Source organism: uncultured Sphingomonas sp. (assembly GCF_902806265.1).
Classification (GTDB): Bacteria; Pseudomonadota; Alphaproteobacteria; order Sphingomonadales; family Sphingomonadaceae; genus Sphingomicrobium.
On record NZ_CADCVZ010000062.1, the window covers coordinates 1 to 22,781 of the forward strand.

Sequence of the window (22,781 nt, forward strand, 5' to 3'; positions counted from 1 at the left end):
CTTATACCATCGTGCATCTGTTACTGATGCTCCTCACCTTTCCCCTGAAGCTGCTCGATGCCCTGCTGATCCATCACCCCATGGCGGAGAACATCAGCACGGCGTTCGTGGTGATTGCCCGCAAGCCGAACTGCCCCCCGTCTGCGTCGCCAGAACACAGCTGAGGAACATGGGGGAGAGGTAAATCAAACGGGGCTCCAGCGTCGTTCGCGACCCGCCGTCGGCACTTCAGAATGCTGAACGGGTGCCGGTTTTTGGAAGCGCAGACCTGATCCGATTGGTGTCTGCTTCGGATTGGAAGCGGAAGGATGAAAGAAGAAAGGCGACGCTTCCATTGGCTTAATGGCGCGAGTGACGGGGCTCGAACCCGCGACCTCCGGCGTGACAGGCCGGCGCTCTAACCAACTGAGCTACACCCGCGTATATGCGTGGCGGGGCACCTAAGGGAGGCTGCCAAGGCCGTCAACCGGCTTGTTGCGCGGCCGGCCGGTCCTTCTCCTCGTCCTCCTCGCCGACGTGGGTCAGCGTGCCCTGCTCGAACAGGAAGCCGGCGATATCGGGCGTCCCCGCCGCGGCGAAGACGGTCTTGATGATGATCAGCAGCGGGATCGCCAGCAGCGCCCCGGTAGTCCCCCATACCCACGCCCAGAAGCTCAGGGACAGGAGGATCAGCAGCGGATTGATCTTGACCCGCTTGCCCACGATCAGCGGCGTGATCACATTCGCCTCGACCATGTGCAGCCCGATGAAGATCGCCGGCGGGAGCAGCGCCTGCCAGGCGTCGGGAAAGGTCATCAGCCCACCCACGCCCAGCAGCAGCGCCGAGGCGATCGGGCCAAGGTAGGGAATGTAGTTCAGCACCGCGACGATGCCGCCCCACATCAGGGGCGAGTCCATCCCCAGCCACCAGAGGATCAGCGCCGTCAGCGCGCCCAGGGTCACGTTGATGAGGGTGATAGTGCCGATGTAGGTGGAGGTGGCAGCGACCACCTGCTGGATCACCCGCGCGGTGGTCAGCGCGCCTTCGAAGCTCGACCGCCCGGTGATGGTCTGCTTGCGCATCCCCGTCCAGCCGGCCAGGAAGAAGTAGATCACCAGCAGCGCGAAGAACAGCTGGATGAGCGCGTGCGGCGCCGACTGCGCCAGCAGCCCGAGCATCGAATTAGGGGTCTCGATCCGCACCGCCCGCGGCCCGCCGCCCCCCGCCGCGGGCAGCTGCGACAGCGTCCGGTCGATGAACCGCTCCAAGTTCTGGTACAGGCTCAGCACCGGCTCCAGCGTTTCGCGCACCTTGCCGATCCGCTCGGGCACCAGCGCCACCCAGTCGATCGCCGGAATGACGATCGACAGGATCGCAAAGGTCATCACCGCCAGGAAGATGACCACGCACAGCCCGGCCGAGGCGGCGGACGGCAGGCCATGCCCCTCGAACCATTCCAGCAGCGGCACCAGGGCGATGGCGATCACCAGGGCGGCGGTGACCGGCAGGAAGAACTCGGCCCCGGCCCGCAGCGCAAACGGGATTGACAGGGCCAGTCCGATGCCGCCGATCAGCGTCAGGGAGGCAAGCAGCCGGTCGCGCTTGGCGGTCAGCCCCTCGACCAGCTCCACCGCGTCGGGATCCTGCGGCACGGTGGGGGGCGGTCCGGCCGGGGCGGGAACGTCGACTTCCGGTTCTGGTGCGACAGTGGCCATAGGCTATCAGTAGCGGTGCGGCCGCGGCCCCGCCAGCGTCAGCTTTCGCCGGCCTCGCGCACGCCGGCGGCTGCCAGATGCTGGCTCAACCGCCCGGAGGCGGCCAGAAAGAACATCCGGAAATCGGACTTCAGCGACCACCAAGGATAAGTGAACGTCGCCGGCCGGTTGCGCTCCACCAGGGCATGAGCGGTCCACGCAAAGCCATAGCCCGCGACCGGCATTGCCGCGAGCCACTTGCGCTTGCCGGTCGCCGCCACCGCAGCTGCACAGCCGATCGCCAGCGCCGTCCCGGCATAATGGATCGCCCGGGTTCGCGGCTGCGCATGTTCGCGCAGATAATGCGGCCAGAACTCCTCGTAGGTTCGGCAGGTGCGTTCGGGCATGGGGTGCTGCTCCTTAAGGCCGACCGGCGTGGCGCCAAGCATGTCGGTCCTGGCGCTCTAAGTTGCCGCGCAATGCCGGGCAGCTTGCTGGTCGGTAGCGTCCTCGCGCCGAACGCCGTTGTCGCCTGCATGCAAACTCGATTGTAAGCCAGGGGCAGCAGCGTTGTAAATTGCCCTGCCTTTAAGATCCAAACGGCCTGTGCTTGCCACGACTGCCCTGAACTTGTGCGAAGCGTGAAACTTTCACCCCTGACTCGACCGCGGCGCGGCTCGCTGGAATCCCTGCCCCCGCAGGCCCGGCCTCCAGCCGCGGCGATTCTCTTCTTCGGGGTGGGTGACACATGGCGACGTCGGCAAGCAGCGTTCTCGACCGGATCAAGCAGGAGGAGATCGAATGGGTGGACCTCCGCTTCACCGATCCCAAGGGCAAGTGGCAGCACCTGACCATGGTGGCGGGCGCGATCGACGAGGACATGCTGGACGACGGCTTCATGTTCGACGGTTCGTCGATCGAGGGCTGGAAGGCGATCAACGAGAGCGACATGATCCTGAAGCCCGACCTGGAGGCGGTCTACATCGACCCGTTCAGCGCGACGCCGATGATGATCCTGTTCTGCAACGTGGTGGAGCCCTCGACCGGCGAACTCTACGCCCGCGATCCCCGCTCCACCGCCACCCGCGCCGAAGCCTACCTCAAGGCGAGCGGCATCGGCGACACCGCCTTTGTCGGCCCGGAAGCCGAGTTCTTCATGTTCGACGACGTCCGCTTCGAGGACGGGTACAACGTCAGCTATTACAAGCTCGACGACATCGAGCTGCCGACCAACAGCGGCCGCGAATATGAAGGCGGCAACCAGGCCCACCGCCCCCGCGCCAAGGGCGGCTACTTCCCTGTCGCGCCGGTCGACAGCGCCGTCGACATCCGCGGGGAGATGGTCTCGACCATGCTCGAAATGGGCTTGCCCTGCGACAAGCACCACCATGAGGTGGCGGCGGCGCAGCACGAGCTCGGCCTGACCTACGGCACCTTGGTCCAGACCGCCGACCGCATGCAGATCTACAAGTACGTCGTGCACATGGTCGCGCACGCCTACGGCAAGACCGCGACCTTCATGCCCAAGCCCATCGCCAAGGACAACGGCTCGGGCATGCACACCCACTTCTCCATCTGGAACGGCGGCAAGCCGCTGTTCGCCGGAAACGGCTATGCGGGCCTCAGCGACACCGCGCTCTACTTCATCGGCGGCGTGATCAAGCACGCCCGCGCGCTCAACGCCTTCACCAACCCGACCACCAACAGCTACAAGCGGCTGGTGCCGGGGTTCGAGGCACCGGTGCTGCTGGCCTACTCCAGCCGCAATCGCTCCGCCTCCTGCCGCATCCCTTACGGCACCGGCGAGAAGTCGAAGCGGGTCGAGTTCCGCTTTCCGGACGCGATGGCCAACCCTTACCTCGCCTACGCCGCGATCCTCATGGCGGGCCTGGACGGCATCCAGAACCGCATCCATCCGGGCGAGGCGATGGACAAGAACCTCTACGACCTGCCGCCGCAGGAGCTGGTCAACGTCCCCACCGTTTGCGGCTCGCTCCGCGAAGCACTGGTCGCGCTGGCCGCAGATCGCGACTTCCTCATCCGCGGCGACGTGTTCAGCCCCGACCAGATCGACGCCTATATCGACCTCAAGTGGGAGGAAGTGCTCCGCTGGGAAACGACGCCCAGCCCCGTCGAGTTCGACATGTACTATTCCATGTGACGCGAGGCGCCGCCGCTCCGGTCAGCGCTGCGGCGGCGCACCCGTCACTCCGATGTTAACCAAAACTCAAGCGACGCATGCGAAGCCCGGCTCCTGATCTCAGCGGCAGGTGCCCATGTTCGCTTACAAAAAGAATGAGTTTTTCGACGGCCTCACCACCGAGCTTCCCGGCGGGTTCAACGAGCCGCTGCAGCTGGCGGTGGTCATCCCGACCTTCAACGAGCACGACAATGTCGAGGAGATGGTCGGGCGCCTGCGCCGCGCGCTTCGGGACATTCATTGGGAAGCGATCTTCGTCGACGACAATTCGCCCGACGGCACGGCCAGCCGGATCGCGGAGGTCGCTGCGAGCGACCCGCGCATCCGCCTGGTCCATCGCGTCGGCCGGCGGGGCCTGTCTTCGGCGGTGGTCGAGGGCATGCTCGCCAGCATCGCCCCGGTGGTCGCGGTTATCGACGCCGACCTTCAGCATGACGAAGCCATCCTGCTCTCCCTGTACCGCGCGGTGGAGGGGGGTAGTGATCTCGCCGTGGGCACGCGCTACGCCGCTGGCGGCTCGATCGGCTCTTGGAGCCAGCAGCGAGCCAAGGTCAGCCAGGCGGGCACGACGCTCGCGCGCAAGGTGTTGGGCACCGAACTCAGCGACCCGATGAGCGGCTTCTTTGCCATCCGCCGCGATGCGCTGATGAGCGCACTCCCGCGGCTCTCCAGCGTCGGCTACAAGATCCTGCTCGACATCGTTGCCTCCTCGCCCACCCGGCTCGAGATAGCGGAGGTGCCCTACACCTTTCGGGAGCGCTTCAGCGGCGCCAGCAAGCTCGACAGCGCCATCCTGCTCGAGTTCGCGCTGCTGCTGATCGACAAGACGGTGGGACGCTGGATTCCCGCCCGCTTCTTCATGTTCGCGGCGGTCGGCGGTTTTGGCCTGCTCGTGCATCTGGCCGTTCTCGGCATGGCGCTGGAGCTCGCCCAGTTCTCCTTCCGCGTTGCGCAGGGCGCTGCGGTGCTCATCTCGATGACCGGCAACTACTTCATCAATAATCAGCTCACCTATCGCGACCGCCGCCGCAAGGGCCTGGGTGCGCTGACCGGGCTCCTGAGCTTCTACCTGATCTGCGGACTGGGCGGCGCGGCCAACGTCGGCATCGGCGAGGTCATCTATGCCGACGGACAAACCTGGTGGCTCGCCGGACTGGTGGGCGCGGCGGTGGGTTCGGTCTGGAACTACGCCGTGACGTCCTGTCTCACCTGGCGGCGCTAGCCATGGCTTCGGCGGCAATTGCCGGCGGCGCGGTCGCGCCTGCCCGATCCCTGTCCTCGTCAGCCCGAACTGCGCTGGTTCTGCTGGTCGCCGCGCTTATTCTCCGCGCGCCGCGGTTCGGAGATCCCAATCTCCACGTCGACGAGATCTTCTACCTCCAGGTCGGCGATCTGATGTGGCACGGCGCGGTTCCCTTCGTGGACGTTTGGGACCGCAAGCCGATCGGGCTTTTCCTGCTGTTCGCCGCCATCCGTCTCCTCGGCGGCGACGGGATCATCCAGTACCAGATCGTCGCTACCGCCTTCGCTTTCGGCACCGCGGTGGTTATCGCTCAACTGGCGCGCAAAATCGGAGCCTCGGCGCTTGCCGCGACCGCAGCCGGCGTCGTCTACCTTGCTAGCTTGCCGGCGCTTGGCGGCTTCGGCGGTCAGTCGCCGGTGTTCTACAATCTGTTGGTCGCTGGCGCGGCATTGCTGACGCTGCGCGCCCTGGAGGCGCCCGACCTGCGCGGGCTAACGCGGGCAGGCACGGCAGCGATGATCCTGTGCGGCCTTGCCATCCAGCTTAAATATACGGTGGTGTTCGAAGGCTGCTTCTTGGGCCTGTTGCTGGCATGGCGCAGCTGGCGCAGCTTCGGTCTGGCCGTCGCTCTTCGGACTGCCACCTTGTTCGCTGCCTGCGGGATCGGCCCAACCGCGGCCGCCATCGCCTTTTACGCCGCAATCGGAGAGCTGCAGGCCTTCTGGTTCGCCAATTTCCTCTCTATCGGGCTGAGGGTGTCCGCCAGCTCAAAGGACATCGCGCTCCGGCTGGCCCGCATTGGGTTTATCCTGGTGCCACTGATGCTCTGCGCCGGCGCGGCCCTCATCGTGCGACTTAAGGCGGACCCAGGTGCTGCCCAGACGGCGCGGCTCCGCTTCGTGATCGGTTGGCTGGCCGCGGCCTTTGCCGGCTTCGCCCTGTTCGGCACCTATTACTGGCACTACGCTCTTCCGCTCCTGGTGCCATTGGCCGTTGCCGTAGCGCCACTGTTCGACCGCAGACGGGTCGGCCCGGTCGCGGCGGTCTTCCTGGTTGCATGGAACGGCATGCTTCTTGGTGCTGCGTCTCAGTCGCCAAGCGCTTCCAAGCAGCAGATCACGGCGCTTACCTCGGCGGTGACGGAGAACCTCAACGGCGGCTGCCTGTTCATGTACGATGGTCCGCCCGCCGTGGACTACCTGAGCGGGGCATGCCATCTCACCCCCTTCGTCTTCCCCTATCACCTCAGCCTGGCGGTCGAGGAAACGGGTCTGGGGGTCGACCCCTCGATGGAGCTCCGCCGCATCCTGGACGCCCGGCCGAGCGTGATCGTCAGCGCATCCGACTCGTTTATGGAACCGAACCGGCGGACGCTGCGAACCCTTCGGGACACGCTGAAACGCGACTACCGGCTGGTCGGCTCCTACTCGGCCAAGGGACGCGGATATTACGTGCATGCCCTGCGCCAGCCGGGCTCCGGCTCCGAGCGCTGATCAAACCGACCGCGCGCTGGCGGTTTCGTCTCGGGTTCGAGCGGCTTGGCCGCTCGCGTACAGCAGGTAGACCGCGACGCCGAGCAGGTTCCAGATCAGGAAGTAGGTCTGCGTTTGCACCGGCAGGCTCCAGAACAGGTACAGACAGCCGGCGATGCCTCCGAGGCCCACCAACCATGGTAGCGGCGTACGGAAGCGGCGCTCGCGGTTTGGCTCGCGGCGCCGCAGGACCAGCATGGCCGCGCAAACCGCGATGAACGCGGCCAGCGTTCCGGCATTAGCCAGCGCGGCAATCTCGTCGAGCGGGAAGATGCCGGCGATCACCGCCACCACGGCGGCCGTGAACAAGGTGATGCGCACGGGTGAGCCCCGCGACGACACCCTGGCGAGGCTCTGCGGTAATAGCCCGTCTCGCGCCATGGTGAAGAAGATGCGGCTCTGCCCATAGAAAAAGGCCAGGATGACCGTCGGCAAGGCCGCCACCGCCGAGATGGCGAGAATGCGCGCCGCCCAAGGCTGGCCGATCTCCCGCAGGATCAGCGCCAGCGGCTCGGGCGAATTGGCGAAGCGGCTGTAGGCGAGCGCCCCGACCGCGGTCGCGGCCACTGCCATATAGATGAGGACACACAGCAGCATCGAGCCGACTATGCCGATCGCGAGGTCCCGGCCCGGGTTCTTGGCCTCCTCGGCGGCGGTCGCAATCGCGTCGAACCCGTAAAAGGCGAAGAAAATGATCGCGGCCGCCGCCATGACCCCTACCTCGCTCCCGCTCGGCCCGGAGCGCGGGAAACCGTAGGGCATGAACGGCTCGAGGTTGTCGGCATTGAAGAACGGCAACGCCACGGCCACGAAGATCGCCAGCGCGGCCAGTTTGACCAGCACCAAGGCCGCGTTGAGGTTGGCGCTTTCCCGCGTTCCCGCGATCAGCAGCGCGGCAACCACGGCGATGATGAAGATCGCGGGCAGGTTGACCACCCCGCCCGCATGGGGGCCGTTGGCGAGCTCAACTGGGATGTTCAGCAACGGCGCAAGATAGCCCGACCAGCCAACCGCCACCGCGCTCACCACCAAGCTATACTCCAGGATCAGCGACCAGCCGATGATCCAGGCGATCAGCTCCCCGAACACCACATAGCTGTAGGTATAGGCCGAGCCCGAGGCCGGGATCATGGTCGCCACTTCGGCATAGGCCAGCGCCGCGCACGCGCAGATCACTCCGGCGATGGCGAACGACAGGATGACCGCCGGCCCCGCCTTGCCCGCGCCCACCCCGATCAGGGTGAGGATGCCCGTGCCGACAATGGCGCCAACCCCCAACGCGACGAGGTGGGGCCAGAACAGCGTGGGGGTCAGGCGGTGATGCTCGGGCATCTCCTCCCGGCTGACCACCTCCTTCTTGATGTTCCAATTCTTCATGAAGCCTCCGCCCGTCGACGGCAGCCTAGCCAAGCCTTCGCAACCCGCGCAACTGGCGATCGCGCGGGGAAGCCGTGAAGTTCGCTTTGCTCCGCCCGCTCACCGCCCCTCGGCGGACCCAAGCACCCAAGTCGGGAGACGCTGCCGCCGCTCGCGCGAGATCGGGACCCGAAGTCCGTTCCGAAGCACAAGCGATGCACGCCGCCCGTCGCGCTCGACCTTCTCGACGGCCGCGCGCGACACCCACCACGACCGGTGGACCTGGCTACCCTCCATCGGCTCCGTCTCGGCAACGGCATCGCGCATCCGCATCAATAACAGGGTGCTGCCCGCTTCGGTTTGCACGCGGACATAATGGTCTTCCATCTGGAGCGCCAATACCGGTCCGCGCAGCTCAGGCGGAAGCCGGTTCATGATCCGGGGAGACGACGCTCCGGGCGCTTTTTCCATTCGCTCGGGGGGCGGGCCGCCCGCAAGCTTGGGCACGGGCGCAAAGGCCCGGTTTACCAGCCAGATTACCAGCATCAGCCCCGCGCCGATCAGGATAACGCTGCCGTAGAAGCCGACATATTCTTCAAGGCTTGGCCACAAGGACGGCGTATGGCGGTAACTCGCCAGCCACACGGCCAGCGTCACCGGAAAGGACATGGCGAGCACGGCCGCGCACCAGCCGGACCCAGCCGGCAGGCCAAGTGCCTGAGCGGCCCGGGCTCCAAGCGCACAACTCGGGCGATAGATCGCAAAAGCGAGGAGCACGACCGCGACCCAGTAGATGAGGCGCTCGGGCAGCGCAGCCTGGCCGAAGGTGCCGTACGGGCCCACCGCGGCCAGCAGCACGCCGATGACCAGCGCCGCGGCCAACTCGAGCACGCCGACCCTGAGCGACTCGGCGGCAAGCTCGCGGGGTTCGCCGGCGCCGTCGGCCGGTTCACGCATCGCCAACCGACCTGTGCGCCCATTGCGGCGCGGCCGACGAAGCATTCGTGCCGATCCGCGAAGTGGACGTTGCCTGTCCGATAATCGTCTCCCCTTCTCTCCCGAGCAACCTTGGGAGAGACACGATGTGTGATTGGAAGTGGGCGGCGAAATCAAGTGTCGGGTTCGTGGCGCTCTCGGCAATCCTTCCCGGCGCAGCCCCGGCAGTGGCCGAGACCTTGACGGTGCAGCTGAGGAACGTCCGCTCGAACGCCGGCGAGGTCCAGCTCGACCTGTACACCGTCGCTCGCAAGCGGGTCGCCAAGAAGCGCGTCCCTGCGCGCACCGGCGCCATGCGGGTTGACTTCGCTGGCCTGCCTGCCGGAGCCTATGGCGTTTACGTGTACCACGACGAAAACGGCAACGGGAAGTTGGACACGGGCGGATTGCTGGGCTTGCCGGTCGAAGGCTATGCCTTCTCCAACGACGCGAAGGCGAGCTTCGGGCCGCCCTCCATCGAAGACCTCAAGGTCACGCTTTCCGGAGGCGGGGCAGTCACCGCTGCCACCATGAGGTACCGCCTGCGCCGGTGATCTTCATGGCCTCGACAACTTGGGCGGCGGAGCTTCGATCGCTGGGCTGCCCAATCCCTAGTGCACGGTGCCGAAGGCCTCGTCGCAGCTCAGCGTGTCGATCAACCGTTCGATCTGGCGCCAGCGGCAGAACATCCGCACGTTGCCCGCTTCGCGGCTCCGCTCCGCTCGTTCGGCCGCTTCCAGCACGGCGTCCTCGCCCAGCGCGGCGATCAGCTCGGCAGCGGCGTCCACGGCGCTGCGGTCGGCGATGAAAGTCGGAAGCATGATCCGCCCGCTAGCGCCCGGAGGTTACCGTGAACGTCAAGCAAGGTGGTCACCCGGCCGTTCACCATCTCCCACTGGCGAAGCGCCCCGGCCTCTGCCACAGCCTGCCCATGCAGACGCGCTCCCCCATGGCCGGCGGCTTTCTCCTGGTGCTGTGCATCTTCCTGGGCGTGGTCATCGGCACGATGCGCGGGGAGCCCAGCCTCGGCTTTCTGATCGGGACCGGCCTGGGCGTCGCGGCGGCGCTCGCCACTTGGCTGGTCGACCGGCGCAGGCGCTAAGCGTTAGGGTACCCGCCGCCCGGCCCAGATCACTCGGCCGATAACGTGGATGTCCTCGATCTTGCAGTCGGGCCAGTCGGAATAGGCGGGATTGTCGGACTGGACGGTTACCCGGTGGCTGATGGGGTGCAGGGCCAGCCGTTTCACCACCAGCGCTTCTTCGATCCTGAGCACGTAGATGCCGTCGCGCAGCCGTTCGCCCGAGTCGCTCTGGTCGACCAGAATATCGTCGCCGTCGGCCAGGGTCGGCGACATCGAGTCGCCCTCGACCCGGATCAGCGTGAGTTCGTTCGTTCCGGCGCCGGTCAGCCGCCGCAGCCATCGCTCGTCGAAGGCGAAATAGGCTCGGGTCCGCTCATCGCCCGGGATCGCGCCGGGTCCGGCCGACGCCCGCACCGCGCTGCGTCCTACCGGCACCATGGATGCGCCTACGGGGTCGCTCTCCGGCCCGCCCAGCAGCGACTCGGCGACCCCGAAGTAACGGGCCAGCGTGCGGCGCTCCGCTTCCGGTAGGCGGCGCGGCGTACCCCGGCGGATAAATTGCTGAACATAGGCGGGATTTCGCCCGATCAGGCGGGACAGGCTGGCGAAATCCTCGCCCCTTTCGGAGCACAGTTGTTGCAGCGCTAGGCGAGCATCGTTCGGCATGCACTCCTTGTACACATAGGAATATGCCTAGACAAGTAGGAAACGGTCCGGAACAAAGAGCGAACGCCGAGTCGATGTTTAGTCGAGGTCAGTTCCGTGTATCTCCTTAAAGATGTTGAGAAATACCTCCATGCCAATCACATCAGCCCAGCCCGCTTCGGCCGCGAGGCAATGAAGGATCCCCGCTTCGTGTTCGATCTACGCGCAGGCCGTGAGCCGAGGGCCAAAACAGTGCGCCGGGTCCGCGCTTATCTGGAGCAGCCAAAATGAACCGCCCGCGCATGACCTCTGCTGCCTGTGGACTCCTACGGGCGCTGGTCGCCCGGGCAGGCAACGATAGGATTCTCCTAAGCGACTGGACCACGATCGACTGGCATTCGCTGACCTTCTCCGGCGAGAAGCATCATGCCGGCCTGGTATTCAGCGGAACGGACGCACCTGCGCGGGTGGACCGCTGGGCTGGGGGTCTGGCGGAGGCCGACCTCGATCTGGGTACGTCGGGCTTCCTGGCGGAGATTGCACTCGCCGCGCCGCCGCGAACGCGCGACGACGGCTCGGTGCTGGTCGAGGTGGAAGCCTTGACGATCGCCGACTAAGGCACCCGCCGCAACTGCGCCAGCGCCGGTTTGAGTGCCGCGCTGGCGTCGGGTGCGAACGGCACGACTTCACCTTGTGGCGGAGCCACACCGCGGACCACAGCCGGCCGGGGCGTCCGATGGAGCCGAACGATCTTCGTTCCGTCCACAGGCTGGTCGAGCAGCGGCGGCTCCACGTCCAACGCGTCGACCCAGCGGGGAACGGCAAAGGGTGGAAGGCGAAAGTGCCTACCAGAGGAGCCCCAGATGCGCAGAGCGCCGCAGGTTGCAGCCGCGATAACTGCCGCCGCTATGGAGACGGCCGTGAAGCCCTGCCCAAGCAGCCACAGGCACCACCCCGCCGCTCCGCCGGCGATCGCTGCCGCCGCGCAGTCAACGAGCCAGCCGAGCAACTCCGTCAAATCCTCCCCGTCCATCCCGCAAGGGCTAAGCGCCAAAGCTTACCGCTCGGTTGCCGGCATCGCCGCGAGCAAGGCGTCGGCAAAGGTCGCCGCATCGTCCGGCCCGACTGCCGTCACCAGCCGTCCATCAGTGACGACGGGCGCGTCGACCACCTCTGCCCCTGCGTTCCTGAGGTCGGTCCGGATCGAGCGCCAGCAGGTGACCCGCCGCCCGCGCAGCACGTCCGCCTCAACCAGCAGCCAGGGGCCGTGGCAGATCGCCCCCACCACCTTGCCCGCGGTCACGAAACCGCGAACAAGGTCAACCGAGTCAACCTGCGTGCGGAGAAAGTCGGGATTGATCAGCCCGCCCGGGATCAGCAGCGCGTCCCAGTCATCGGCTTGGGCATCGGCGATCGTCAGGTCAGGCGCCAGCCTGCGACCGGGAACGTCCAGAACGGTGGCCTGGATCGGCCTCAATGACGGCGCCGCCACCCTCACCTCGCACCCGCTCGCCCGCAGCCGCTCCAGGGGCACGAACAGCTCCGCTTCCTCGAACCCGTTGCTGGCGATGATCAACACTTTAGGCCCGGTCATGGAACTGCCGTGCCCCACCGCAGCTTGTGCTGGCAAGATGGATCGACTCCGACATTGCAGCGATGACCAGCCCGGGATCACACGGGAGCTGATCAAGGGCAAATGGGGCTATTTCTCACCGGACGGCGAGCGGATCGACGACCGCGACGAAATCGATCGGCTGAACAAGATCGCGCTTCCGCCCGCCTACACCGACGCCTGGTATTGCCCCTACCCCAACGGCCACATTCAAGCGACCGGCCGCGACGCCAAGGGGCGCAAGCAATACCGTTACCATGAGCAGTTCCGCGCCCGGGCCGACAAGCAGAAGTACCTGGACGCTATCGAGTTCGGCGCCGCGCTCCCGAAGCTCCGCCGCCGAGTGGAGGCCGACCTCCAGAAGCGCAAGCTCAGCCGTGACGCCGTGCTCGCGGCGGTCGTGCGGCTGCTCGACACCAACTTCATCCGCATCGGCAACGAGCAATACGCCAAGGAGAACAAGAGCTACGGCGCGACCACTCTCCGCTCCCGGCACCTTAAGCAGCAGGGCAACAAGCTCAGCATGCGCTTCAAGGGCAAGCACGGCATCACCCATGAGGTGCCGATCACCGACGGCAACCTCAAGCGAATCGTCGGCAAGTGCCAGGAGCTGCCCGGCCAGAACCTGTTCCAGTACCTCGACGAGAATGGTGAAGCCTGCCCCATCACCTCGGCCGACGTGAACGAGTACATTCGCGAGGCGAGCGGCGGCGACTTCACTGCCAAGAACTTCCGCACCTGGGGCGCCAGCGTGATCGCCTTCGAGAAGATGCTTGAGTTGCAGGAAGAAGAACGCCGCAAGATCAGCCTCAAGACCGTACTCGAGCCGGTCGCCGAAGCGCTCGGCAACACGCCCGCGATCAGCCGCAAGAGCTACGTCCATCCCAAGCTGATCGAGGCCGCACGCGACGATCCCAAGGACCCGCTCGGCGGCTTCCAGCGCCCCCGCGCGCGCAAGTGGTTGTCGAGTTCGGAGGTCGGGCTGCTCGACTTCCTGCTTAAGGGCCGCCGCAAGCGGGCCGTGAAGAAGGCCAAGGGGCCGATCGTTCCCGCGGTGGTCGAAGCGGCGATCGAGGCGGCCGAGACCGGCGGACCCGAGAAGGTGGATCAGGTTGCGGAAAAGGTCGAAGAGGGCAAGCTGACCGCTGCCTAGCCGCGGCTTGACCAACTCCGCTCTTCCCCGCCATCCCCGCAGCCGATGACCGACAAGCTCGAACGCTTCACCGACTGGCTCCTGCTCAACCTCGACGCGCTGCTCGTCGGCAGCGCCGTGGCGCTCGGCTTGGTCGGCCTGATGCTGCTGCTCCGCGCGCTCGGCCGGCACATCCTCGCCAGCGACCCGGACTGCCTCAGCTGGCGCGCGGTCATCGCCCGGGTGCTGGCCAAGACTAGCTTACTCTTCATGGTCGCCGCCGCCGTCGAGATCGTCGTCAACTATGCCCAGCCGCCCGCTCGGATCGAGCGGCTGTTCGACATCGCTTTCGTGGTCGCCGCCGCGCTGCAGGGGGCGGTCTGGGGGCGCGAGTTGGTCCTCGGCGTGATCGGCCAGCAGGTCGGCGACGAGCCGAACGGCAGCACGCTCGCCAACGCCATGGGCGTGATCCGCGTATTGATCAGCGTTGCCCTGTTCGGCATCGCGCTGGTCGTTATCCTCGACAATCTCGGCGTCAACGTCACTGCGCTGGTCGCGGGCCTCGGCATCGGCGGCATCGCCATCGGCCTCGCCGCGCAGGGCGTCTTCTCCGACCTGTTCGCCGCGCTCGCTATCCTGTTCGACCGCCCGTTCCGCCGCGGCGACACCATTCGCTTCGACCAGACGATCGGCACCGTCGAGAAGATCGGCCTCAAGACGACCCGCCTGCGCTCGCTCACCGGCGAGTACGTCATCATGGCCAACACCAAGCTGCTCGAGCGCGAGATCCGCAACCTGGCCGAAGGCGACGACCGCCGCGAGACCTTGCGCTTCGGCCTCGTCTACCAGACCCCTGCCGATAAGCTCGAGCGCGTGGAAGACCTCGCCCGCGCCGCCGTTCAGGCGCAAGCCGGCTGCACGCTCATCCGCTGCGTCATGACCGCCTTCGGCCCTTCCAGCCTCGACCATGAACTGCTGTTCGTCCACGAAGGCCTCGACGCCGAGGCCATGTTCCACAAACGCGCGGCGATCATGCGCGACTTGATGAAGAGCTTCGCGGCGGAAAGCATCCAGTTTGCCTACCCGACCCAAACCACCTTCACCGCCGCGCCGGATGGGACGTTGGTGATGCCCTATGCCGGACCACCCGCCACGGCGCCCGCCTGAGTCTTGCGGCGCGGTGGGCAAGCGCTAAGGACGAGCCATGCCAACCGCGACACTTGACGAGATCCGCTCCCGCATCGGCGGGGAGATCGGCGTCTCCGAGTGGATTATGGTCGACCAAGCTCGCATCGATGCTTTCGCTGCTGCGACCGAGGACCACCAGTTCATCCATATCGATCCGGAGGCTGCGGCGAAGACCCCGTTCGGCGGCACGGTCGCCCACGGCTTCCTCTCGCTCTCGCTGCTGAGCCGCATGGCCTACGACGTCATGCTGGTGCCCGACACGCTGAAGATGGGCGTCAACTACGGGTTCGACCGGGTCCGCTTCCTGACGCCCGTTCGCGCAGGCAAGCGCGTCCGCGGTCACTTCACCCTGGTCAGCTTCGCGGAGAAGCGTCCTGGACAGTACCAGTTTGCGCATGACGTCATTGTCGTGATCGAGGACGAAGACAAGCCTGCGCTCACCGCCACCTGGATCGGCCAGATCTTCGCCTAACCTTTCCGCACAAGGAGCCCACCCATGCCCACCGCCGCCCGCGACGCCGTGATCGTCTCCACCGCCCGCACGCCGATCGGCCGAGCCTACCGGGGCGCCTTCAACGCCACGCCCTCTCCCACCCTCGCCGCCCACGCGATCCGTGCCGCGGTCGAGCGCGCCCGCGTGGAGCCGCAGGAGATCGAGGACTGCGTCATCGGCGCGGCGCTGCAGCAGGGCGTGCAGACCACCATCGGCCGCACCGCCGCGCTCCGCGCTGGGCTCGGCGTGGGCGTCGCGGGCATGTCGATCGACCGCCAATGCGCATCCGGCCTGATGGCCATCGCCACCGCCGCCAAGCAGGTCATCGTCGACCGCATGGACGTGTGCGTCGCCGGCGGCGTCGAGAGCATCAGCCTCGTCCAGACCGCCGATATGCGCGTCGGCCCCGACCCCGAGCTCCTGTCGATGCACAATGGCATCTACATGCCGATGATCCAGACGGCGGAGGTAGTCGGCACCCGCTACGGCATCAGCCGCGAGCGTTGCGACGAGTACGCCCTCCGCTCGCAGCAGCGTACCGCCGCCGCCCAGGCCGAGGGCCGCTTCGCCGACGAGATCGTCGAGGTGACCGCGCGCATGTCGGTCAAGAACAAGGAAACAGGTGAGACCTCCATGCAGGAGGTGACCCTCGCTAAGGACGAAGGCAACCGGCCGCAGACGACGTTGGAGGATCTCGCCAAGCTGCAGCCGGTGATGGGTCCCGAGCAGCTGATCACCGCCGGCAACGCCAGCCAGCTCTCCGACGGCGCCTCCGCCTGCGTGGTCATGGACGCGACCCTTGCCGAGAAGAAGGGCTTGGAACCGCTCGGCCGCTATCTCGGCATGGCGGTTGCCGGCACCGAGCCGGACGAGATGGGCATCGGCCCGGTCTTCGCGGTGCCCAAGCTGCTGAACCGCTTCGGGCTAAAGGCCGAGGACATCGGCCTGTGGGAGCTGAACGAAGCTTTCGCCGTGCAGGTCCTCTACTGTCAGGACAAGCTCGGCATTCCCGATGAGTTGCTCAACGTTAACGGCGGTGCGATCTCGATCGGCCACCCCTATGGCATGAGCGGCGCCCGCCTCACCGGCCACGCTCTCCTCGAAGGCAAGCGCCGCGGGACCAAGCATGTGGTCGTCACCATGTGCGTCGGCGGCGGCATGGGCGCGGCTGGGCTGTTCGAGGTTTTTTAGCGCCGACGGACTTGGTCGACAGACGGCAAAGGCCGGCCGGCAGGTCGCGCAGCTAACCTGATCGACCTTATGGGATTCCCTCCCCTGACGCCCTGCCCTGGCTATCACGCCGATGGATGAACCGAACACCAGGCTGAGCCGTTCGACCGGCAAAACGGAGGAAGCATCATGCCCGAAGGCGGACATACCAGCCTGGTTGAACGGATCGCCCGCGTGCTGTGCGGCGCGGAACACAGCGCCAACGCGGAAGGCTCGAAGACGTCTGCCGGGGAGCATGTGAACCAGCATTGGCCCAAGCACCGCAACCAGGCGCTGGCCGTGCTCCATGCCATTCGCGAGACCGACCAGGCCGGGGCCGGCGCCGGCGATCCGGTGCTGTGGCAGCGCATGGTCGACGCCAGCATCGCCAGCGAGAACAGCAAGGCCTGAACCTGCCTTTCCCGGAATGCGAAAGGCCGCCCGGAGCGAACCCCGGACGGCCTTTCCATTGTCGAGCCGGTAGGCGGCCTGACGCTTAAGCAATCACCTCGGCGGAGGCGACGCCCACCGACTTGGGACAATGAGACATCAGACCACCTCCTTTCAGTTGTTGAACAGAACCGCGAAGATGGGCTCTGAGCCGACCTTTTCAAGTCTCCCCAACGACTTAGCTACCCGCTCCAACTTCCGACCCTGATCTGGTATAGGAGTCGGCCTTCCGACTCTCGATCGCGGGAGGTGGTAATGACTGGAACGGCGCGCCCGCTGGCGCTCGTCCTGGCTGCCGGTACGCTGATGAGCGTGCGTCCGACGCCGACCTACTCGGCCGAAGTGCTGGCCTATCTCGATCCCTCTGCGCGTTTCGCCAGCCTATGCGGAGGCAAGTCCGGCGGTTCGATGCGGGTCCAGTTGGCGCTCGCCGCGGCCGCGATCGGCGGAGCTGGCCAGGCGGCTGCCCCTCCGCCCTAGTACGGCGGCTTGGGCAACATCCGCTTCCCTGCGGCCCGGTTGCGCAGGCCTATTTCGGGAGCGCGCTGGACGCGGCCTATGCGGACGCGATGCTGGTCGCCGCCGCGGCTGACCGCGACAACAGCCACGTGGCTCTCCTCGCTGCCGAGGCGGCAATGGATACGACGCCTTAATTACTGGCAGGCTGATCGCCGGACCCCCAACCCGCGCATCGGGGGAGGGGGGCGGTGCAACTGGTTGAGGCGACCCTCGCAAGCGAGCCCGACCATCCTCAGGCTGCGCACCTCTACATCCACCTGATGGAGAACGAGCCGGACCCGCGAAAGGCGGAGCCTGCGGCCGACCGGCTGGCCAGGCCGCTCGCTCCAACGGCTGGCCACCTCGTCCACATGCCGGCGCACATCTACTACCGCCTCGGCCGCTGGAGGGACTCGATCAGCGCCAACATCGCGGCGGCCCGCGCCGACGAAGCATGGATCAGGCAGTCTGGCGACCAGGGGCTGGTCCGCTACGGCTATTATCCGCACAACGTGCATTTCATCGTCCCTTCGCGCAGATGGCTGGCGACCTTCGCACCGCCATGGCCGAGGCGGCACGGATCAAGGACATCCTGGATCCGGAGACGAGTTCCAAGATCGCGTGGATTCAAGCCATCAACGCGGCGCCCTTCTTCTCGGCCGCGCAGTTCGCCCGGCGGACGGCACCCTGGCCATGCCGCCCGCCGACCTGCGCTTGCCCGACGTCGTCGGCATCCGGCACTACGCTCGCGCCAGCGCCCGGGCGCAGCAGCGGAACCGGATCGGGTTCGATCAGGAGATTGCCGCATTGAAGGCGGTTCAGGCCTTGCCGGACCTGCAGCCGATGATCGACCAGGGCATTCCGGCGCGTGACCTGCTCGGCATCGCGGAGACGGTCGCCCGCGGCCGCCTCGCCAGCGCCTCCGGCGGCCGTGCCGAGGCCGTCCGGCACTTCGAGCAGGCCGCCGCGCTGCAGGCCAAGGTGCCTTATATAGAGCCGCCGTTTTGGTACTACCCGGTGCAGCAGTCACCCGGGGCGGCGCTCTACCACGCTGGTCGCTTCAACGCTGCCCGCGACGCGTTCGAGGCCGCGCTGACCGAAGCGCCCAACAACGGATGGGCGCTTTATGGCCTCGCCGAGACCGAAGCCCGCCTGGACCGGCCGGCGCACGCCCAGGCGGCGCGGTATGCGCTGAAGCGGGCGTGGCTCGGCGATCCCACTGGCTGCGGATGGAGCGGATTTGACCTCCGGCCCGACGGCGCGCGGTCAGGCGTTCGCGGCGATCCACTCCTCGACCACCGGGGCGATGCGCTCGCGCCACTTGCGGCCGTTAAAGATGCCGTAATGGCCGACGTCCTTGGCCAGCAGATGCCGCTTCTTGGAACCCGGCAGCTTCTCCGCCAGCGTGAGTGCGGCCTTGGTCTGGCCGACCCCGCTGATGTCGTCGCGCTCGCCTTCGATCGCCAGTAGCGCCGTGCCGGTGATGGCATGGGGATCGACCCGTCGCCCACGGTGCATGAATTCGCCCTTGGGCAGCAGGTGGCGCTGAAACACCACGTCGACCGTTTGCAGGTAGAACTCGGCAGTCATGTCGCAGACGGAGCGATACTCGTCGTAGAAGTCGCGGGTCGCGTCCGCGCTGTCGTCGTCGCCGACCACCAGATGCTTGAACATCTCCCAGTGGCTGAGCAGGTGCGACCCGAGGTTCATGGTCATGAAGCCCGCGAGCTGCAGGAAGCCCGGGTAGACCTTGCGCCCGCCACCCGGATAGATGCCCGGAACGGTGGCGATCACGTTCTTGCTGAACCAGGCATGGGGCCGCTCGGTCGCCAGCGTGTTCACTGCAGTGGGCGCCTCCCGCGTGTCGATCGGACCGCCCATCATGGTGAGCGACTTGGGGCGGAACGGGTGGCCGTCGGCGTTCATCACCGCGGTCGCGGCGTAGGCCGGGACCGACGGCTGGCACACCGCCAGCATGTGCGCTGCCTCGCCGTCGCCCTCTCGGCCGATCGTGTCGAGGAACTCGACCAGATAGTCGATGTAGCTGTCGAGGTCGAAGCGCCCGTCGGTCAAGGGCACCATCTTCGCGTCGCGCCAGTCGGTGATGTACACTTCGTGCCCCGGCAGCATCCGCTCAACCGTGCCGCGCAGCAGGGTCGCGTAGTGGCCCGACATCGGAGCGACGATTAGCAGCTTGGGCTGGCCTTCCGGAGCGCCTTCGCGGACGAAGTGCTTGAGCTGTCCAAAGGGCTTGCGCAGCACAAGGCGCTCCTGAACCGGCAGCAGCTTTCCGCCGACCGCCACGTCGAACAGGTCGAAGCTCGGCTTGCCGCGCGGCGCGGAGGCGTGGGCGAAGACGTCGAGGCTCGCGGCGACGATCGGGCCCATGGAGGAGTAGCTGAACGGATTGGCGGGGTTGTTGAGCCAGCTTGCGGAGAGATTGGCGAGTTGGCTCGCCCCTGCCAGCCATGAACGCTGCACCTCATAGGCGTCGTAAAGCATCAGACCTCATACATTTGTATCTTCAAAGATAACCGCCATGGGACCGGAAAGGTCCGGCGTGCAAGCTAGGCATCGTCTCATCCAGGGTCAGCTTGACTCAGTTGACCGTCGGTGCGTGTTTTCATTGTCACCTTGGTCATCTTCGTGAACTTGGGCGGCCGCCGCACTTGGCAGTTCGGACTGCTTCTAGAGCGGTGACGAGCCTGTAGGACAGCTTTATTCGGGTGAGCCGCCCTGCTAACCGCGGCCGATGGCCCGCCAGCGCAAGACCAACGAGGAGCCGAAAGGCGATCGCAGCCTCGGCAACCTTGGGCTCGTGCTCCGCGCTGCCGCACGCTACCCGGGCCGGATCGCGGCCGCATTGTTCTTTCTGGCGCTGTCCGCGGCCGCGACCCTGGCCATTCCGTACGGATTCAAGCAGGTGATCGATCGCGGGTTCGGCAGCGACGGGGAGATCAGCGGCGCCGCGGTGACCTCCGCCTTTCAGTATTTGCTGGTGATCGTTGCCGTGCTGGCGATCGCGACCGGCTTCCGCTTCTACTTCGTGTCCTGGCTGGGCGAACGGACGGTGGCGGACATTCGACGGCAGGTGCAGCGCAATCTCCTGACCCTGCCCCCACGCTTCTTCGAGGAGAACCGCCCGTCCGAGATCGCCTCGCGCCTGACCGCGGACACCGCAATCCTCGAGCAGACGGTCGGGTCGACCTTCTCCTTCGCGCTGCGCAACCTGGTCACCGGCGTTGGGGGGATCATCTACCTGTTCGCCCTCAGCCCCAAGCTTGCGGGCATGCTGCTGATCGCCATTCCGCTGCTGTTCGGGCCGATCCTGTTGTTCGGGCGCCGGGTGCAGAAGCTGAGCCGTGCCAGCCAGGACCGGATCGCCGACGTCGGCACCAATGCCAGCGAGGTGCTCGGCGCGATGAAGATCGTCCAGGCCTTCGGGCAGGAGCGGCGCGAGGAGGAGCGGTTCGCCGGCACGGTGGAGAGCGCCTTCGCCACCGCGCGCAAGCGATTGCGGCTGCGGGCAATCATGACCGTGGTGCTGATTGCCATGTTCTTCGGCGGCATCGTGATGGTGATCTGGGAAGGCGCGATCGACGTAGCGGCCGGGCGGATGAGCGGCGGGGCAATCGCCGCCTTCGTGTTCACCGGTGTCCTGGTCGGCGGCGCGTTCGGCGCCTTGAGCGAGACCTACGGCGACCTGCTGCGCGCATCGGGCGCGGCCGGCCGTATCACGGAGCTCATGGCCGCGCGGGCCGAGATCAAGGCGCCGGAGCAACCCGAGCCGCTGCCGGAGCCCGGCAGGGGCGCCCTGAGCTTCGAGCACGTCGAGTTCCGCTACCCTACCCGTCCCGACGAAAAGGCGCTGCACGACCTTAGCCTCGAGGTAGCACCCGGCGAGACGGTGGCGGTGGTCGGCCCGTCCGGCGCGGGCAAGTCGACCCTGTTCCAGCTGGCGCTACGCTTCTACGATCCGCAGGGCGGCCGCGTGCTGCTCGACGGGGTGGACGTGCGCGATGCCGATCCCGCAGCCGTGCGCGCCCGCATCGCGCTGGTGCCGCAGGAGACGGTGATCTTCGCAGCCTCCGCCCGGGACAACCTCCGCTATGGCCGGTGGGAAGCGTCGGAAGCGGAGATCGAGGCGGCGGCGCGGGCGGCCCATGCCCATGACTTCCTCCTGAGCCTGCCGGAAGGTTACAACACCTACCTCGGCGAAGGCGGCGCGCGGCTGTCTGGCGGGCAGCGCCAGCGGCTGGCGATCGCCCGCGCCCTGCTGCGTGACGCGCCGCTACTGCTGCTCGACGAGGCCACCAGCGCGCTCGACGCCGAGAGCGAGGCCGCGGTACAGGATGCGCTGGAGCGGCTGATGAAAAGCCGCACTACCGTGGTCATCGCGCACCGTCTCGCCACCGTCCGCGCCGCCGACCGCATCGTCGTCTTGGACGGCGGCCGCATCGTCGAACAGGGCACCCATGCCAGCCTGACCCGTCAAGGTGGGCTGTACGCCCGACTGGCGCGACTGCAGTTCCAGGGCGAGGCGGCCTGAACCGCCGTCGCGGCTCAAAGCGCCTCGCAACGGGTGTTAGAAGCGCGCGTAGGCCTCGTTCCCGACGAACCCCATCCGCGTGACATCCGCACGCTTGGCCATGGCGAGCACTTCATCGACCGCGGCGTAAGGCGCCTCGGCACTTGGAAGCAGGTGGAGTTCGGGCTCGCTCCGATTTGCGGCACTGGCTTCGAGCAGGACGTGCAGGTCGGGCTTGCTGACGGCCTTGCCATTCCACAGCAGCGCACCGTGAGCGGTAATGGCAAGGCGGTTTTTGACTGGATCGATCGATGCAGGCGGCGGCCCGCCCGGCAGGTCGAGCTTCACCGCATGAGACTGCATGGGGATGGTGATGATCAGCATGACGAGCAGCACGAGCATGACGTCGATCAGCGGCGTCGTATTCATCTCCATCATGGGTTCGGGATCCAGTGACCTGCATGGAGCCGTGTTCATGACCACTTCCCTTCCGTTCGTGTGACATTGTAACGTCTCACATCCGGATGGAACAGGCAAGAAAAAGGGCGGCCCCTTGCGGAGCCGCCCTAGGTTCGTTCGGGAGGTTGGCCCCGACCGACTGCTCTAGAATTTCCCGTAGGCTTCGTTGCCGACGAAGCCCATCTTCTCGACCTTGGCGTTCTTGGTGACCACCAGCACTTCGTCGACCAGCGCGTAGCGGGCTTCCGGTTCCGGCTGCAGGTGCAGTTCGGGAGTGGGGTTCATTTGCTGGGTCTGGTCGAGGTATTGACGCAGTTGCAGCATGTTCACCGGCGTGCCGTTCCACAGCACCGCGTTGGCCTGAGTGATCACGACCTTGTTCTTGACCGGATCGATGATCTCCTGCGGCGTATTGGTGCTCTGCGGCAAGTCCAGCTTCACGGCGTGAGTTTGCACCGGGATAGTGATGATGAACATGATCAGCAGCACCAGCATGACGTCGA

General features: G+C 66.5%; 24 protein-coding genes, 1 tRNA gene and 1 pseudogene. 14 read left to right on the forward strand and 12 right to left on the reverse strand.

Annotated features, from left to right (window positions below; translation table 11 throughout):
• Positions 1-343: 343 nt before the first annotated feature.
• The 3 genes from QZX62_RS11480 to QZX62_RS11490 all read right to left on the reverse strand — a co-directional run bounded on the left by QZX62_RS11480 (position 344) and on the right by QZX62_RS11490 (position 2,081).
• Positions 344-420, reverse strand: a tRNA-Asp gene (locus QZX62_RS11480).
• Between the two features lie 42 nt (positions 421-462).
• A complete protein-coding gene (locus QZX62_RS11485) occupies positions 463-1,695 on the reverse strand; it encodes an AI-2E family transporter (protein WP_294174582.1) in 1,233 nt (410 codons plus the stop codon).
• A gap of 38 nt (positions 1,696-1,733) precedes the next feature.
• Positions 1,734-2,081, reverse strand: coding sequence for a DUF962 domain-containing protein (locus tag QZX62_RS11490; protein WP_294174584.1), 348 nt, complete (start codon positions 2,079-2,081; stop codon positions 1,734-1,736).
• 341 nt (positions 2,082-2,422) lie between these two features.
• On the opposite strand from QZX62_RS11490, the gene glnA reads away from it, so the two are divergent.
• The 3 genes from glnA (at position 2,423) to QZX62_RS11505 (ending at position 6,610) form a co-directional block, all read left to right on the forward strand.
• Entirely contained in the window at positions 2,423-3,835 is a 1,413-nt protein-coding gene (glnA, locus tag QZX62_RS11495) for a type I glutamate--ammonia ligase (RefSeq protein WP_294174587.1), read from the forward strand.
• A gap of 115 nt (positions 3,836-3,950) precedes the next feature.
• Complete coding sequence (locus tag QZX62_RS11500; RefSeq protein ID WP_294174588.1) at positions 3,951-5,096, forward strand: glycosyltransferase family 2 protein; 1,146 nt, start codon at positions 3,951-3,953, stop codon at positions 5,094-5,096.
• 2 nt (positions 5,097-5,098) lie between these two features.
• Positions 5,099-6,610, forward strand: coding sequence for a hypothetical protein (locus QZX62_RS11505; RefSeq protein WP_294174589.1), 1,512 nt, complete (start codon positions 5,099-5,101; stop codon positions 6,608-6,610).
• Here the strand turns inward: QZX62_RS11505 and QZX62_RS11510 are convergent, their stop codons facing one another.
• The gene (locus tag QZX62_RS11510) at positions 6,611-8,026 is read right to left on the reverse strand and encodes an amino acid permease (protein ID WP_294174590.1); all 1,416 of its coding nucleotides are present in this window, start codon (positions 8,024-8,026) and stop codon (positions 6,611-6,613) included.
• Positions 8,027-8,125: 99 nt separating this feature from the next.
• Complete coding sequence (locus tag QZX62_RS11515) at positions 8,126-8,962, reverse strand: LytTR family DNA-binding domain-containing protein (protein ID WP_294174591.1); 837 nt, start codon at positions 8,960-8,962, stop codon at positions 8,126-8,128.
• A 167-nt stretch (positions 8,963-9,129) separates the two neighbouring features.
• On the opposite strand from QZX62_RS11515, the gene QZX62_RS11520 reads away from it, so the two are divergent.
• Positions 9,130-9,534, forward strand: coding sequence for a DUF2141 domain-containing protein (locus tag QZX62_RS11520; protein ID WP_294174592.1), 405 nt, complete (start codon positions 9,130-9,132; stop codon positions 9,532-9,534).
• A 57-nt stretch (positions 9,535-9,591) separates the two neighbouring features.
• Here QZX62_RS11520 and QZX62_RS11525 read toward each other — a convergent pair whose 3' ends face one another.
• Positions 9,592-9,801 carry a hypothetical protein gene (locus QZX62_RS11525; RefSeq protein WP_294174594.1) on the reverse strand — a complete coding sequence of 70 codons (210 nt, stop codon included), beginning with the start codon at positions 9,799-9,801 and terminating at the stop codon, positions 9,592-9,594.
• A 110-nt stretch (positions 9,802-9,911) separates the two neighbouring features.
• Here QZX62_RS11525 and QZX62_RS11530 point away from each other — a divergent pair, with 110 nt between their 5' ends.
• Complete coding sequence (locus tag QZX62_RS11530; protein ID WP_294174596.1) at positions 9,912-10,082, forward strand: hypothetical protein; 171 nt, start codon at positions 9,912-9,914, stop codon at positions 10,080-10,082.
• 3 nt (positions 10,083-10,085) lie between these two features.
• Here QZX62_RS11530 and QZX62_RS11535 read toward each other — a convergent pair whose 3' ends face one another.
• The gene (locus tag QZX62_RS11535; protein WP_294174598.1) at positions 10,086-10,730 is read right to left on the reverse strand and encodes a S24 family peptidase; all 645 of its coding nucleotides are present in this window, start codon (positions 10,728-10,730) and stop codon (positions 10,086-10,088) included.
• Between the two features lie 281 nt (positions 10,731-11,011).
• Between QZX62_RS11535 and QZX62_RS11540 the strand changes: the two genes are divergently transcribed.
• Positions 11,012-11,326: a hypothetical protein gene (locus QZX62_RS11540; protein ID WP_294174599.1), complete on the forward strand. Its 315-nt coding sequence runs from the start codon at positions 11,012-11,014 to the stop codon at positions 11,324-11,326.
• On the opposite strand, the gene QZX62_RS11545 is transcribed toward QZX62_RS11540, so the two are convergent.
• The gene (locus QZX62_RS11545) at positions 11,323-11,763 is read right to left on the reverse strand and encodes a hypothetical protein (protein ID WP_294174601.1); all 441 of its coding nucleotides are present in this window, start codon (positions 11,761-11,763) and stop codon (positions 11,323-11,325) included. The genes QZX62_RS11540 and QZX62_RS11545 overlap by 4 nt on opposite strands.
• 3 nt (positions 11,764-11,766) lie before the next feature.
• The gene (locus QZX62_RS11550) at positions 11,767-12,303 is read right to left on the reverse strand and encodes a DJ-1/PfpI/YhbO family deglycase/protease (protein WP_294174603.1); all 537 of its coding nucleotides are present in this window, start codon (positions 12,301-12,303) and stop codon (positions 11,767-11,769) included.
• 37 nt (positions 12,304-12,340) lie between these two features.
• Here QZX62_RS11550 and QZX62_RS11555 point away from each other — a divergent pair, with 37 nt between their 5' ends.
• From QZX62_RS11555 to QZX62_RS11900, 7 genes and pseudogenes are all read left to right on the forward strand, one after another.
• Positions 12,341-13,474, forward strand: coding sequence for a DNA topoisomerase IB (locus QZX62_RS11555; protein WP_294174604.1), 1,134 nt, complete (start codon positions 12,341-12,343; stop codon positions 13,472-13,474).
• 45 nt (positions 13,475-13,519) lie between these two features.
• The gene (locus QZX62_RS11560) at positions 13,520-14,620 is read left to right on the forward strand and encodes a mechanosensitive ion channel family protein (RefSeq protein ID WP_294174605.1); all 1,101 of its coding nucleotides are present in this window, start codon (positions 13,520-13,522) and stop codon (positions 14,618-14,620) included.
• 37 nt (positions 14,621-14,657) lie between these two features.
• Positions 14,658-15,113 (forward strand): MaoC family dehydratase, encoded by a 456-nt coding sequence (locus QZX62_RS11565; RefSeq protein WP_294174607.1) that lies wholly within the window; start codon positions 14,658-14,660, stop codon positions 15,111-15,113.
• A gap of 24 nt (positions 15,114-15,137) precedes the next feature.
• Positions 15,138-16,325 carry an acetyl-CoA C-acyltransferase gene (locus QZX62_RS11570; RefSeq protein WP_294174608.1) on the forward strand — a complete coding sequence of 396 codons (1,188 nt, stop codon included), beginning with the start codon at positions 15,138-15,140 and terminating at the stop codon, positions 16,323-16,325.
• A gap of 168 nt (positions 16,326-16,493) precedes the next feature.
• The gene (locus tag QZX62_RS11575; RefSeq protein ID WP_294174609.1) at positions 16,494-16,754 is read left to right on the forward strand and encodes a hypothetical protein; all 261 of its coding nucleotides are present in this window, start codon (positions 16,494-16,496) and stop codon (positions 16,752-16,754) included.
• Between the two features lie 294 nt (positions 16,755-17,048).
• Positions 17,049-17,273 carry a hypothetical protein gene (locus QZX62_RS11580; protein WP_294174610.1) on the forward strand — a complete coding sequence of 75 codons (225 nt, stop codon included), beginning with the start codon at positions 17,049-17,051 and terminating at the stop codon, positions 17,271-17,273.
• Positions 17,274-18,134: 861 nt separating this feature from the next.
• A pseudogene (locus QZX62_RS11900) lies at positions 18,135-18,410 on the forward strand (hypothetical protein); the annotation flags it as partial.
• Positions 18,411-18,557: 147 nt separating this feature from the next.
• On the opposite strand, the gene phaZ reads toward QZX62_RS11900, so the two are convergent.
• Positions 18,558-19,793 (reverse strand): polyhydroxyalkanoate depolymerase, encoded by a 1,236-nt coding sequence (gene phaZ / locus QZX62_RS11585; protein ID WP_294174611.1) that lies wholly within the window; start codon positions 19,791-19,793, stop codon positions 18,558-18,560.
• A gap of 250 nt (positions 19,794-20,043) precedes the next feature.
• On the opposite strand from phaZ, the gene QZX62_RS11590 reads away from it, so the two are divergent.
• Complete coding sequence (locus QZX62_RS11590; protein ID WP_294174612.1) at positions 20,044-21,840, forward strand: ABC transporter transmembrane domain-containing protein; 1,797 nt, start codon at positions 20,044-20,046, stop codon at positions 21,838-21,840.
• 36 nt (positions 21,841-21,876) lie between these two features.
• On the opposite strand, the gene QZX62_RS11595 is transcribed toward QZX62_RS11590, so the two are convergent.
• A complete protein-coding gene (locus tag QZX62_RS11595) occupies positions 21,877-22,257 on the reverse strand; it encodes a biopolymer transporter ExbD (protein WP_294174613.1) in 381 nt (126 codons plus the stop codon).
• Between the two features lie 165 nt (positions 22,258-22,422).
• On the reverse strand, positions 22,423-22,781 hold a 359-nt coding region (locus QZX62_RS11600; RefSeq protein ID WP_294174614.1), incomplete at its 5' end, for a biopolymer transporter ExbD.